14 protein-coding genes and 4 pseudogenes are annotated in these 11,802 nt (G+C 72.3%); 8 read left to right on the top strand and 10 right to left on the bottom strand.

The genetic code is table 11. The features are described from left to right. Positions 1–144: 144 nt before the first annotated feature. A pseudogene (locus tag ACZ7RU_RS11315) lies at positions 145–276 on the bottom strand (DUF2199 domain-containing protein); the annotation flags it as partial. Positions 277–409: 133 nt separating this feature from the next. Here ACZ7RU_RS11315 and ACZ7RU_RS11310 point away from each other — a divergent pair. Beyond that, the gene (locus ACZ7RU_RS11310) at positions 410–838 is read left to right on the top strand and encodes a hypothetical protein (protein ID WP_470340645.1); all 429 of its coding nucleotides are present in this window, start codon (positions 410–412) and stop codon (positions 836–838) included. A 183-nt stretch (positions 839–1,021) separates the two neighbouring features. Here the strand turns inward: ACZ7RU_RS11310 and ACZ7RU_RS11305 are convergent, their stop codons facing one another. Continuing rightward, positions 1,022–1,867: a zeta toxin family protein gene (locus ACZ7RU_RS11305; RefSeq protein WP_470340644.1), complete on the bottom strand. Its 846-nt coding sequence runs from the start codon at positions 1,865–1,867 to the stop codon at positions 1,022–1,024. A 125-nt stretch (positions 1,868–1,992) separates the two neighbouring features. On the opposite strand from ACZ7RU_RS11305, the gene ACZ7RU_RS11300 reads away from it, so the two are divergent. Next, entirely contained in the window at positions 1,993–2,205 is a 213-nt protein-coding gene (locus tag ACZ7RU_RS11300) for a hypothetical protein (RefSeq protein ID WP_470340643.1), read from the top strand. Positions 2,206–2,529: 324 nt separating this feature from the next. Here the strand turns inward: ACZ7RU_RS11300 and ACZ7RU_RS11295 are convergent, their stop codons facing one another. The 3 genes from ACZ7RU_RS11295 to ACZ7RU_RS11285 form a co-directional block, all read right to left on the bottom strand. Beyond that, positions 2,530–2,796 carry a hypothetical protein gene (locus ACZ7RU_RS11295; protein WP_470340642.1) on the bottom strand — a complete coding sequence of 89 codons (267 nt, stop codon included), beginning with the start codon at positions 2,794–2,796 and terminating at the stop codon, positions 2,530–2,532. 369 nt (positions 2,797–3,165) lie between these two features. Beyond that, complete coding sequence (locus ACZ7RU_RS11290) at positions 3,166–3,555, bottom strand: VOC family protein (protein WP_401112358.1); 390 nt, start codon at positions 3,553–3,555, stop codon at positions 3,166–3,168. Positions 3,556–3,633: 78 nt separating this feature from the next. Then, positions 3,634–4,233: a TetR/AcrR family transcriptional regulator gene (locus ACZ7RU_RS11285; RefSeq protein WP_470340641.1), complete on the bottom strand. Its 600-nt coding sequence runs from the start codon at positions 4,231–4,233 to the stop codon at positions 3,634–3,636. 196 nt (positions 4,234–4,429) lie between these two features. On the opposite strand from ACZ7RU_RS11285, the gene ACZ7RU_RS11280 reads away from it, so the two are divergent. The 5 genes and pseudogenes from ACZ7RU_RS11280 to ACZ7RU_RS11260 all read left to right on the top strand — a co-directional run bounded on the left by ACZ7RU_RS11280 (position 4,430) and on the right by ACZ7RU_RS11260 (position 7,537). Continuing rightward, positions 4,430–5,878: an MFS transporter gene (locus ACZ7RU_RS11280; RefSeq protein WP_470340640.1), complete on the top strand. Its 1,449-nt coding sequence runs from the start codon at positions 4,430–4,432 to the stop codon at positions 5,876–5,878. Positions 5,879–5,940: 62 nt separating this feature from the next. Beyond that, the gene (locus tag ACZ7RU_RS11275; RefSeq protein ID WP_470340639.1) at positions 5,941–6,597 is read left to right on the top strand and encodes a CatB-related O-acetyltransferase; all 657 of its coding nucleotides are present in this window, start codon (positions 5,941–5,943) and stop codon (positions 6,595–6,597) included. Between the two features lie 107 nt (positions 6,598–6,704). Then, a pseudogene (locus ACZ7RU_RS11270) lies at positions 6,705–7,004 on the top strand (Vgb family protein); the annotation flags it as partial. After that, on the top strand, positions 6,996–7,124 hold the full coding sequence (locus ACZ7RU_RS11265) for a hypothetical protein (protein WP_470340948.1): 129 nt from the start codon (positions 6,996–6,998) through the stop codon (positions 7,122–7,124). The pseudogene ACZ7RU_RS11270 and the gene ACZ7RU_RS11265, both read left to right, overlap by 9 nt. A 65-nt stretch (positions 7,125–7,189) precedes the next feature. Continuing rightward, positions 7,190–7,537, top strand: a complete 348-nt coding sequence (locus ACZ7RU_RS11260) for a YciI family protein (protein ID WP_470340638.1) — start codon at positions 7,190–7,192, stop codon at positions 7,535–7,537. Between the two features lie 598 nt (positions 7,538–8,135). Here ACZ7RU_RS11260 and ACZ7RU_RS11255 read toward each other — a convergent pair. From ACZ7RU_RS11255 to ACZ7RU_RS11240, 4 genes and pseudogenes are all read right to left on the bottom strand, one after another. Next, a complete protein-coding gene (locus ACZ7RU_RS11255; protein ID WP_470340637.1) occupies positions 8,136–8,291 on the bottom strand; it encodes a hypothetical protein in 156 nt (51 codons plus the stop codon). Between the two features lie 256 nt (positions 8,292–8,547). Beyond that, positions 8,548–9,375, bottom strand: a complete 828-nt coding sequence (locus ACZ7RU_RS11250) for a PhzF family phenazine biosynthesis protein (RefSeq protein WP_470340636.1) — start codon at positions 9,373–9,375, stop codon at positions 8,548–8,550. A gap of 646 nt (positions 9,376–10,021) precedes the next feature. Continuing rightward, positions 10,022–10,138 (bottom strand): annotated as a pseudogene (locus ACZ7RU_RS11245) (IS5/IS1182 family transposase); the annotation flags it as partial. A gap of 60 nt (positions 10,139–10,198) precedes the next feature. Beyond that, positions 10,199–10,270: pseudogene (locus ACZ7RU_RS11240) on the bottom strand (hypothetical protein); the annotation flags it as partial. A gap of 194 nt (positions 10,271–10,464) precedes the next feature. Here ACZ7RU_RS11240 and ACZ7RU_RS11235 point away from each other — a divergent pair. Then, positions 10,465–10,869, top strand: coding sequence for a hypothetical protein (locus tag ACZ7RU_RS11235; RefSeq protein ID WP_470340635.1), 405 nt, complete (start codon positions 10,465–10,467; stop codon positions 10,867–10,869). Positions 10,870–11,157: 288 nt separating this feature from the next. On the opposite strand, the gene ACZ7RU_RS11230 is transcribed toward ACZ7RU_RS11235, so the two are convergent. Then, on the bottom strand, positions 11,158–11,796 hold the full coding sequence (locus ACZ7RU_RS11230) for a response regulator (RefSeq protein WP_470340634.1): 639 nt from the start codon (positions 11,794–11,796) through the stop codon (positions 11,158–11,160). Positions 11,797–11,802: the final 6 nt, after the last annotated feature.

The following is an 11,802-nucleotide window of genomic DNA, read 5'->3' as shown; positions in this document are numbered from 1 at the left end:
CGGTCGTCTTGAGGCCGGCGAGCGGTGTGGTTACGGCACCTCAGACGGCTGCTGGCCTTCGGGCGCAGCGTGGTCTTCCCGCGGGTGCAGCACCTGGGAGGGCGATGTGTAGGACCTGGCCGGGCCAGGCGTGGTTGCAGTCGCGGCCTCGGCGATCTCGCGAACGCGAGCCAAGGTGATTCCGGTTCCCTTTTCGACGGCGAGGGGGTGGTCGGTGGGTTCGAGCTCGATGAGGGGGCGCTGACCGGCGGGCCTGGTGTGGAGGTGGGTCTCTAGCACTGCCTGCCGCGCCACGGTACCTCGCAAGACTGAGGATCCCCGGCGGGCAGGGGCTTGTTAGCGTCGGATCCAGTCAGGCAGGAGCGGCACGGCTCTTCGTGCTCCGGCTTCATTCGTCCAAGGGGGAAGTATGAAACGACGTCTCGTCGGTGGTCTGCGGCGTGCGGGGGCGGTGGCGGCGGTCGCCGCTGTCGCGCTGGTTGGCTCGGCCGGAGCCGCTTCGGCGGCCAGCGGCGGAGCGTACGCGTCCGGGACCGGGGTCTTCGGGTCCGCGAACTGGGAGTGGACGACGAGCGGGTGGAAGAACGGCAACGCCGCGGTGCGGGACACCGCGTGCGACGGGGAGCCGGTGTTCATCCACTTCCAGGTCCGCACCAGCTCTTCGACCTACACCACGCCGAAGCGGTGGAACCAGCAGGGCTGCGGGGAGACGTCGTCCTGGGGCGGTCTCACCTATGACGCGGGCTACTACGTCACCAGCGTGCGGGTGGTGACCTGCGTCGACACCAGCACCCCCCGCTGCTACTACAGCGGCTGGCAGGACAACCCGCTCACCTAGGATGCGCCGGCGGCCCCCGACCCCGTGGCGGAGCCGGGGGCCGCCGTGCCGAGGCGCTGCCTTCCGGCCGGGGCCGGCCGCGAGGTCCTGCCGCCGGCCGCCCTGGTCCTGGAGGCCGGCCGCGAGCGCGACCGCCCGGCGCCAAGCGGCTCGCCCCATCGGAGCAGAAGTACGATGCCAGGCTCAGCGAGATCGCCGGAGCGTAGGAGCGCGCTGCCGGGAGCGCTGCGGGCGGTGCGAAGGCGAGGACAAGCGGGCTTCCTGCTCGCCGTAGGGCCGCACCTGCCCCGCCCGAACGGCGAGCGCGGCACCGGTCCGGCCGGTCCACCGGCCGTCGGGGCCGAGCGCGTTGCGGAAGACGGCGGCGCCATCGCGCCGCACCACGCCGAGGTGGTCCACCAGGCACTGCTCCTCGACGGCCTGGACGCACTCCAGCACGGCGGCCGGGCACCGGTCGTGCCCGGAGGCGGTGGTGAACCGGCCCGGCCGGGTGCAGCCCCGGCTGACCTCGGCGTAGCGCAAGGCGGTGCCCTGGCGGCTGTCGGCCGCGCGCACGTCCAGGACCAGCAGCTCGACGCGGTACCCGGCCCGGCGCCACGCGACGGCGTCGGCGAGGAACGCCTCCGCGCTGCCGGGGGCGATCTCGATCACCGCGTTCGCGCGCCGCTCGCGCACCAGCGCCTCGGCCCGGGCCTGCCACGCCTTGTAGTCCGCGCGGATCCGGGCGCAGGCGGTGCGCGGATGCTCGCGCAGCAGCCGGAAGTAGTCCGGGTGGGCCGCCTTGAACATCCCGCCGGAGATCCATACCGGCCGCCGCTCGCGCAGCGCCCGGCGCACCATCATCGTCGCCTGGGTCTTGCCCGCGCCGGGGGCACCCATGACGTACACGACGACGGGCCGCTGCTGCGACACGATCTCCCCGAGGTCGGGGACGACCAGGTTCTGGAACGTCCACTCGTGCTCGTCGGCGGACAGCCGGTGGTAGTCGACGCCGGGCGGCCCGGCGATCGGCTGGCCGGTGCGCCGCACCGGCTCGGCCAGCGTCTGAATCAGCGCGAGCCTCGGTCTGGCCCTGGTGGCCAGGGCCGGACCGCTACCACCGGTGATAGCGCTTTGGCTTACCCGGCCGTGTCCGGGCTGCGAAGATGGTGATCATGACTAACCCCCGCAGGCTCTCCCTGCGCTTCTCCGAGCCCGCCGACGACGCCTCCGTGCCCGCCCAGTCCGGCGGGCGCCGACTGCCGCCGGTCGAGCAGGGCGCCGACTTCCGCCAGCCGCCCGGCGAGACCGACGCCGTGACCGCTACGGCCTGGCGTTCGCTCGCGGCCGGCGGTCTGACCTTCTCCGACCCGGACCGGCAGATCTGACCGGCCCGACCATTCCCGCCGTAGGCCCGTGATCCGCGCCGGTTTCAAATTTGGGCCCTCATATGAGGGCCCCAAAGTAGAAGCCCCCGCCGCTGGCCTGCGGGTTTCTACCAGCCGTCCATCGCCCGGACGTCGCCGGAGATCGCGTAGTGGCGGCAGGCGAGGATCTCCCGACCCCGACCCCCATCCCGATGTCGTTGGCAGCCCGGGCGAGGACGTCCTCGGCCTGGCGGTCGGAGAAGTGGGCCGGGCAGACCTCCAGTGCGAGGAGGCTGATCCGGTGCTGGGCCGCGTGGTGCTGGACGACCAGGTCGCGGCCGGCGCTCACGTGGCCGCGCCAGGCCTCCTCGGTGAAGCCGTGCGGGGCCGGGCCGGTCTCCAGCTCGGCGGCCGGGACGTCGGGGCGGACGCGGACTTCGGCGACAGCAGCGCGACGATCCCGCTGACCAGCTCGGCCGGGAGCCCGGCACCACCGGCATCCTGGTGCGCGTCGGCGAGGCGGTCGGCGATCAGGTCGGTGAGCTCGGCGTCGCGGCCCTTGAGGTCCTGCCCGGTGTCCTCGATCGCCTCGGCGACGGGGTCGGGCTGCATGACGTCCAGGTGTCCGCCCGGCTACAGTCCCGCCCCGTGACCGATGCCTCCCGTCGTACCTCTGCAGATGACGACGCGCTGCTGGAGAGGTTGCGTGCTAGCGATTGACAACCCGGTCCTGCTCTGGGAGCCGACGGCTGGGAACCCGACTGGCGTGAGAATCCTCATGACGGCTTGTGCTACGCGGCACCGTCGCTGCGCCAGTGGCTGTGGACCTGGGTGGAGGGAGGCGACGTGTGGGACGAAGCGCTCGAACCCGAAGGTGTGGGCGTCGACCGCTACGGCGGGCCCCCGCTCGAGCGGGGGCCCGCCGCAGCACGACGGGGTGTCGGTTGCGGCTCCTGGAGGTGTGGCCCTCGGTGCATGTGGTTACGAGGGCCAGCCGCCGTACGGCACGGTGATGAGTTCCATGGCGTGGCCCGCCGGGTCCATGAAGTACACGCCGCGACCGCCGTCGTTGCGGTTGATCGTGCCGGGTTGCTGCCGCCGGGGGTCGGCGTAGTGTTCCACGCCGCGCTGTTCGATCTGTGCGTACGCCGCGTCGAACTCCTCTTCGGAGACCAGGAAGGCGTAGTGCTGGGGGGTGATGCTGTCCGCGGGGACGGTGGCGAAGTCCAGTGTGACGCCGTTGCCCAGGCCGACGGCGATGAACGGGCCCCACTCGGCGGTGATCTCGAGGTTGAGCAGGTCCGCGAAGAACTCAGCGGACTCCCGGTTGTTCCGGGCGTGGACGATGGTGTGGTTCAACTCGACTGACAAGGAATGCCTCCGAGGGCATGTCCCGACACCTCCATGCCTCACCCAGCCGGTGACCGACACGCGATGTTGCCGTGGACCCTAGCCTTGATCCACTCGGTGGGTCAACAGCAGTCGGTCGACCAGTCCGTCGACGTAGCCCGGCGCGAGCGGGACCATGCCGAACAGGACGCGGACGTACATCGGGGCCAGGACGTGGTCGAGCACGTCGAGCGCGTCGAGCGCGTCGGGGGTGTCCTCGCCGCGCTCGCGGGCGCGGTCGAGCACGGACTGCAGTTGCCGGGTGCGTTCGGCGCGGAGCTCCTGGCCCGCCCGTACTCCCTGCTCGCCGCTGCCGGACAGGGCGACGGCCAAGTGCAGCACCGCCGGGCCGTCGGGTCCGGTGATCTCGTGGGCCACCTGGGCCGCGTACGTGCGCAGGTCGCCGGCCAGGCTGCCGGTGTCGGGCATCGGTGAGCGCGCGTTGAGGCGGGTGAGCGCCACGTCGGTGAGCAGCTTCTCCAAGCTGCCCCACCGGCGGTAGATGCTGCTGTCCGCCACGCCCGCGCGAGCCGCGACCTCGCCGACGGTGAAGTTGCCGTAGCCGCGTTCGCCGATCAGCTCGGTGACGGCCTGGTGCACCTGGGCGCCGACGCGGGCGCTGCGCCCGCCGGGGCGCCGGGCTTGCTGTCGCTCGTTCACACCATCACCTTAACGCAGTCAGCGCTTGCTTTTGTGGTGCCGACTCCCTACAGTCCTCTAACGCAGTCGCTGACTGCTTTAGGCGGCCGGGGTGTCCCGGCCCCCGCTTCGCATCCGGCCGGATGCGGGCAGCGATCGAAAGGGGAGGCCTTTGACGGCAGCACATGCAGGGACGAGCAGGCGACCGGACCGGGCCGTGCTGCTCGCGGTGACCTGCCTGGGCCAGTTCATGGTCCTGCTCGACAACACGGTCGTCGGAGCGGCGCTGCCCGACATGCAGCAGCGGCTGCACACCCAGTTGACCGGTCTGCAGTGGATCGTCGACGCGTACGTCCTGCTGGTCGCCATGCTGCTGCTGTCCGGAGGGATCTTCGCCGACCGGTTCGGCCGCAAGCGGGTGTACCTGACCGGCGTGGCGGTGTTCACCGCGGCTTCCGTGCTGTGCAGTTTCGCGCCCTCGCTCGGCTGGCTGGTCGCCGGCCGGGTGCTGCAGGGCGTCGGGGCGGCGGCGCTGAGCCCCGCTTCGCTGGCCCTGCTCGCCGCCGCCCATCCCGTGCCGCAGGAACGGATCAGGGCGATCGGGCTGTGGGCCGGTCTCAGCGGGATCGGCCTGGCTGCGGGCCCGGTGGTCGGCGGCGTGCTGACGGACGCTTTCGGCTGGCCCGCGATCTTCCTGGTCAACCTGCCCGTCGGCGCGGTCCTGCTGCTGGTCGGCCTGCGCCACCTCGACGAGTCCCGCAATCCGGGCGCCCCCGCAGTCGACGTCCCGGGGACGGTGCTCTCCGTGCTGGGCGTGGGGACGCTGACCTACGGGCTGATCGAGGGCGGCGCCCGCGGCTGGCTGTCGCCGGTGGTCCTGGGGAGCTTCGCCGCCGCAGCGGTCCTCCTCGCCGCCTTCGTCGCCGTGGAGGCGCGCGCTTCCGCTCCGATGCTGCCGCTGCGGCTGTTCCGGCAGCGGCTGTTCACCGTCTCCAACACCGCCATGGGCGTGGTGGGGTTCGCGCTCATGGGCTCGTCGTTCTTCTTCTCCCAGTTCTTCGTGTCCGTCCAGGACAGCTCGGTCCTGCGCGCCGGCCTGCAGACCCTCCCCGCCACCCTCGCCATGGTGCTCGTCAGCCCGTACGCGGGCCGACTCGCCGCCCGGTACGGCTTCCGCGCCGTGGTCACCACCGGTCTGGCCCTGGCGGGCCCGGGGCTGCTGGCGCTCGGCACGGTGCACGCCGACACCGGCTACGGGAACGTGTGGTGGCGGCTGGCAGTCGTCGGCACCGGCTTCGGCCTGGCCCTGTCCCCGCTGACCGGCGCCGCCATCCAATCGGTCGGCCCGCAGGAGGGCGGCCTCGCGTCGGGCATCAGCAGTACCACCCGGCAGATCGGCGCGGTCCTCGGCGTGGCGCTGCTGGGAGCGATCGTCCGCACCCGGCAGTCCGGCGGCGCCCCCTTCGAGACCGGCCTCGACGACGCCTTCCTCGCCGCCGGCGCCGTCACCTCCGCCACCGCCGTGCTCACCGGTCTGTGGCTGGCGAAGGCCAAGCCCGCGGCGCCCGGGCCCGCGGAAGGCCCCACGGCCCCGCAGCGCTCCACCGCCCTCGGCCCCGGCACGGTCACCGCCTCGGGCAAGGCGTCCGCCGGCAGCCCGAGCTAGACCGGAACCCCTCCCCGTCCGTCTCCGCGCGCCCGGTTGCCCCCTTCCGAAGGAGAAGCACCTTGTCACCCGATCCGACCACCCTCCACCCGCTGCCCGCCCACGAACGCGTGGTGTTCCTCAAGCCCCTCGTCACCTCTCCGACCATCGACGTCGGCGAGTACACGTACTACGACGACCCGGACGGCGCCACGGAGTTCGAGCGCCGCAACGTCCTCTACGCCTACGGCCCCGAGCGGCTGGTCATCGGCAAGTACTGCGCGATCGCCTCCGGCACGCGGTTCCTCATGGCCGGCGCCGAGCACCCGACGACGGGGGTGTCCACCTACCCGTTCACCATGTTCGGCGGCCGGTGGGCCGAGGAGACCCTGGACATCGTCACCGCCATGCCCAGCCGCGGTGACACGGTCGTCGGCAACGACGTCTGGTTCGGCTACCAGGCCACCGTCATGCCCGGCGTGCGCATCGGGGACGGCGCGATCATCGCGGCCGGAGCCGTGGTCACCGCCGACGTCCCGCCCTACACGATCGTCGGCGGCAACCCGGCCAGGACGATCCGCCGACGCTTCGACGACGCCGACGTCGAACGGCTGCAGCGCGCCGCCTGGTGGGACTGGCCCACGGACCTCGTCACCGAACACGCCCGCACCATCATGGCCGGAACCCCGGCCGACATCGCCCGCATCGCCGCCGAGCACGCCCTGGAGAAGCCCCTGTGACCCATGCGACCCATGCGACCATCGAAGAGCAGCCGGTGTCCGACGCCGCGGCCGGACCTTACTCCCTCACCACAGGACCGGACGGCGCCCTGTAGTTCACTCCGGTCCACAGCGGCCGGATCGGCCGGATCGTCCCCGGCGAGGAACCGACGAGCCACCGGCTCGACCCCGCCTGCGGACCGACCGTCATCACCCCCGGCCCGGACCGCGCCCTGTGGTTCACCGAGTACCGGGCGAACCGGATCGGACGGATCACCACCGCCGGCGCCGTCGACGAGTTCGACGTGCCCACCCCCGGCTGCGGCCCCTTCGGCATCGCGGCAGGACCCGACGGCGCACTCTGGTTCACCGAGACCGCCGCCGACCGCATCGGCACCATCACCCCCGACCGCACCGTCATGACGTACGACCTGCCCACCCCCCGCTCCGAACCCCACGGCATCACCGTCGGCCCCGACGGCGCCCTGTGGGCCGCGCTCGAGATCGGCGCACTCGCCCGCGTCACCCCGGTCGGCGAAACCGCCTGAACCGGCCCTCCCTCCCCTTCACCGTCAACAGCGGTCGCCCGTGCGGCGATCGGAGAGGAACTCCCGTGAAATACGCACTCGTGGTCTTCGAGACGGACGAGTCCCGCCGTCGCATCCGGGCCGACCGGGCCGCATACCGCAAGGAGTACGAAGGCTGGATCGGCGGCCTCGCCGCAGCCGGGAAACTGGTCGGCGGCGACGCCCTGGAAACCGAGCACACCGCCCCCGCGACGGTGCGCACCACGGCCGACGGGGCGACGACAGTCACCGACGGGCCCGCGCACATCGGCGAGGAGACCCTCGGCGGCTGGTTCATCGTCGAGGTCGCCGACCGCGCCGAAGCCCTCGAACTGGCCAGAAGCCTGCCCACCCCGGAGACCGTCGAGGTCCGCCCGATCCTCGAATCCGCCTGAACAACACGGCTCCGCGGCAACGGGAGCGGCTGGAACGGGAGGCCGAAGAGCAAGCTGGAGGCTGCCCGGGCCGCGAACGCCTTGTTGCGCCCGTGCAGGACGTGCCGGGGCCCGATCAGCGGGGAGGAGGCCTCGCTGCTGGTGCTGGCCGAGAAGGGGCCGGTCAGTACCCGTCCGGAGTGCCCGCAGTGCGTCAGCGACGAGGAGGTGGAGCAGCTGGGTCCGCTGGTGTTGCTCGCCGTCCCGTCCCGGTTCGGCCTGGTTCTTCTGCGAGCCCGCCGCCCGGCCTGGCCGCCGCTTCCCGCTCCCGCCTGCCGCCATCCGGCCGCTTCGCTAGTCCCGTTCACGGTGGGGCCCCAGGGGTCGCCGTCCGGCTGCTGCACGGTCCCCTCGACGTCGGCATGCGCCCGTCCGCCGCCCGCTGTCCCGGCCCGGTCCGCCAGCCGCCAGGCCGCGGTCCCGGTCCGGCCGCTGCATCCCGGCCACCCGTCCGGGGCCCCAGCGGCCGCCACCCGGTAGTCGCCGGCCGGTGCCCGTCCGCCGTCCCGGCGCCGGCGTCGCCGGCGTCGCCGCCGTCCGTCGCCTTGGCCGGTGGTGCTCACCCGCTGCGCTCCACCCGGCTGCCGTCCGGCCGCCCTCTTCGTGCCAGCTGCGCGCTGCTGTTGCTGTCGCCGTCCTCGCCCCGCTGTCCTCCCGCCCGCGCCGTCCGGCCGTTGCCCGGCCGCCGCCCGGCTGCTTCGCTGGTCCTGCTCACGATGGGCCGCTTCCGGCCACCGCCCGGTTGCTGTCGTACGGTCCCGTCGACATCGGCGTGCGCCCGGCCGGGCCGCGGCCGGTGGGTTCGCCTCATCGAAGGCTGAGCGGTGCGGCTGCCGGGAGCGACGCGGCTGTAGGAAAGCCGGCGGGAACGCGCGGGGATCCGGCCCCCATCAGCACCGTTGGGGAGGCGGGGCCCGGTCATTGCACGGACCGGGGCACCTTCGAGAACTTCGCTTCCAGTCCTTGGGGCGTCAGACGTGCAGCGCGCCATCCAAGACCGTGACAGCGTTCCCGCTGAGGTGGACGCGCTCGCCGCGCAGAGCGGTGCGCACCAGGCCGCCGCGTGGGGACACCTGGAGGCCTGTGAGCTCCTCGCGGCCGAGTCGTGCCGACCAGTACGGGGCGAGCGTGGTGTGGGCGCTGCCGGTTACCGGGTCCTCGGGGATGCCCCTGGCCGGTGCGAAGAAACGGGAGACGAAGTCGTGGCCCAGGCCGGTCTCGGTGGCGGGGGCCGTGACGATGACGCCGCGCAGGCCCTCGCGGTTTGTCAGGTCGGCGACGGCGTCGAGGTTCGGCGTGAGAGCCCGGACGGTAGCCTCATCCGGGAAGACCGCGAGCAGGTCGCCGAGGCCGTCGGAGCGGAAGGCGGCCTCGGGGCCGGCTCCCAGGGCTTTGTCGAGTTCGTCCGGCATGGGCACCGCGATACCGGGGGCCGCCGGGAAGTCGAGCGTGATGGCACCCTGCGCATCGGCGTGGGTGACGAGAACGCCGTGGTTCCGGCTCAGGAACCGAACGGCTCCGACAAGGCCCCTCGCAGTGCGTAGCGCGTGCGCGGTGGCGAGCGTGGCGTGGCCGCACAGGTCGCCCTCGACTCGCGGGGTGAACCACCGGATGGCCCAGTCGGCTTCGGTCGAAGCGGACAGCGGAAGGGCGAACGCAGTCTCGGAGTGGTTCATCTCGGTCGCGATCCGCTGCATCCACGCGGCGTCGGGCCACTGTCCGGCCGGCAGCAGGCACACGGCGGCCGGGTTACCGGAGAAGGGACGATCGGTGAAGGCGTCGACGACGTAAAGGTGCATGTCGGGGACCGTAGCTGCACCAGGAGCAGTGCCGCCAAGGCCAATCGGAAGCTGGTGGACTGACGTGCCCTCGGCGCGGAACCGGGGCGAGTCAGTCTTCGCTGAGACCGTCGAAGTTCGATGAGACGGGACGGCTACCGCCCCGAAGCGGCGTCCTCGATGGCGGCGCGCAGGCGGGTGTGGACGGCGTCGGCGGCCTCGCGGGTGGCCGGGGCCCGGTCCTTCATCGAGGAGCGCAGGCGCGTCGGGAACGTCCGCTGCTACGGCCTGACCGCGAAGGCCATCGGTCGCAGGTCCAAGATCGTCCCCCTCCGCTCCGTCGGATAGCCGACAACGCCTCCGTGCCCGTCCCGTCTCCCATCCAGGCCGGGGCGGTGTGACGGAGCACGCTAGTTTGCGAGTGGCCGAGGGGTAGGCCCTGTTCAGGGGGTTCGTGGAGCAGGCCGGTTTGCGAGTTCGGAGCGCGGCAGTCTGCGAGCACGGGCGCGGGAGTGCGGCCAGCGGTGACCGTAGGTAGTACTCGCCCGCAGGTCTGACGGTCAGACAGCCCGGAGTCGAGGGACGTCAGGTTGCTCTGGCTGGGCTTCTGCAACGACCGTGAGGGGGGAAGGGGCCTCGATGTCGGCAGTCTCCTCCGCCTCGCGGCTTAAAGGTCCTGACAAAGGCGTTGGACGTGCCTGTGAGTGATCAGGCAGGTGGCGGGGCCGAGGAAGCCCTCGTGGATGTCGTCGCGTCGTTCCCAGTGGATGCGTAGGCGGCGGAAGCTGCCGGTGTGCGGTACGAACAGGATCCCGCACAGCGCCTGCCGGTCCGGCACGCGCGGCCGCCCCGGCTTCAGCTTCGGACCCGGTTCGGGCAGCAACGGCTCGACCGGCCCCCACAGTTCGTCCGACACGATCCACGGACGAGACTCCCTCTTCCCCACGGATGGACCAACGAGCCGATCACCGGCCAGTCACACGTCACGAGGCTTCTGTTAGGACCTTTGAGGCCGGGGCGGCTTGGAGCCCGGGGTCCGGCTTTCGGCGGCGGCACCACCGTGGCCGTCGCCCGGTTGTACGGTGGCGGGGCGACGAGGAGGCGGGGACGGTGCAGCGTGTGGGGCCGCTGGTGCGGGTGAGCGACGGACCGGGTGGGCTGGCGGTGTGGGGAGTGGCCGAGCCGGAGCGGTGGGCGGTGGACGTCCATGTGATCGTGGAGGCGGGCGAGGACGTCAGAGCGGTGGATCTCGATCTGCTCGGGGAGGTGCTGGCGCACCTGGAGCAGGTGGTGGAGGAAGCCCGGCGATTCGTCTGCACGGCGTGGGATGTCACGGAAGACCAGGCCGCGCTGGACGCACCGGAGGTGAACGTCTACGCCGACGGCTGGATGCTGCGGTTCGCGGAGGGGGCGCTGCCGGCCTGCGAGCCGTTCGGGGTCGGGGTGTGGTTCGACGGGCTGCGGCCGGTGAGGGTGGAGGACCTCGGCGAGGCGGAGGAGGTCACGGACTGGTGACGGAGCGCCGTCGTCTGCGAGCAGTGCCGGCAGCTTGCGAGCCGGTCCCCACACCCCTGTTGACCTCGACCTCTTCCGGGCTGCGCACTCTCGCTACCCCTCTCACTCGCACACTGCGGCGCTCTGTCACGGGTGCGGGGGTGGGAGCGTGATCGGCTACCAAGAAGGGCGGGAGGAGATGACGGGAAGACAGCAGAAGGCCGTGGTCGTGCTCGGCGCCGGTCGGCAGCCACGTACTCGGCAACGTGGTCAAGAGCCGGGCGGCACACGGTCGCCGCGCCGACGCCGTCACGCATCATGGTGGGCGTAGCCGTTCCGCCACGCCCACGCGGCGACCTCCACACGGTTGCGAGCCGACAGCTTGGCCTGGATGTTGGTCAGGTGCGTCTTCACAGTGCCCACGGTGATGTGAAGCGCCTCGGCGAGCTCGGCATTGGTCAGCCCCTGGGCCACCAGGCGGACCACCTCGAACTCGCGCGGCGAGAGAGCAGCTTCCGCGCCTTGTGGGGGGGACGTCCGCATCATCCGCTCCAGCAGACGGACGGTGATGGCGGGGCTGATGAGCGAGTCGCCGACCGCCGCCGCACGTACCGCCTCGACCAGGAGGCGGGGGCCGGCGTCCTTGAGGACGAAGCCGCAGGCGCCGGACTGAAGGGCCCGAGTGACGTACTCGTCGTCATCGAACGTCGTCACCATGACGACCCTCGGCGTGTGGAGCGCGCCGGGCCGGGTCAGGGCCCGCAGGGCGTCGAGCCCGTCGAGGCGGGGCATGCGGATGTCCATGAGGACGACGTCGGGACGGTGGCGTGCGGCCAGGGCGACGGCCTGCACGCCGTCCTCGGCCTCGGCCACGACGGTGATGTCATCCTCCACGGACAGGATCATGGCCATGCCCGTGCGGACGATGGCCTGGTCGTCCACGATCATGGTCCG

The sequence above is a fragment of the Kitasatospora sp. NPDC114501 genome, assembly GCF_055633695.1.
The sequence above is the reverse complement of the archived record's forward strand: the minus strand, read 5'-3'. Positions and strand labels throughout refer to the sequence as shown.

What these genes read in the sequence shown, in the direction of transcription:
- ACZ7RU_RS11230 (WP_470340634.1), bottom strand. Translation starts at nt 11,796, where the DNA reads ATGATCGTGGACGACCAGGCCATCGTCCGCACGGGCATGGCCATGATC.
- ACZ7RU_RS11250 (WP_470340636.1), bottom strand. Translation starts at nt 9,375, where the DNA reads ATGCACCTTTACGTCGTCGACGCCTTCACCGATCGTCCCTTCTCCGGT.
- ACZ7RU_RS11310 (WP_470340645.1), top strand. Translation starts at nt 410, where the DNA reads ATGAAACGACGTCTCGTCGGTGGTCTGCGGCGTGCGGGGGCGGTGGCG.
- ACZ7RU_RS11295 (WP_470340642.1), bottom strand. Translation starts at nt 2,796, where the DNA reads ATGCAGCCCGACCCCGTCGCCGAGGCGATCGAGGACACCGGGCAGGAC.
- ACZ7RU_RS11265 (WP_470340948.1), top strand. Translation starts at nt 6,996, where the DNA reads ATGACGTACGACCTGCCCACCCCCCGCTCCGAACCCCACGGCATCACC.
- ACZ7RU_RS11300 (WP_470340643.1), top strand. Translation starts at nt 1,993, where the DNA reads ATGACTAACCCCCGCAGGCTCTCCCTGCGCTTCTCCGAGCCCGCCGAC.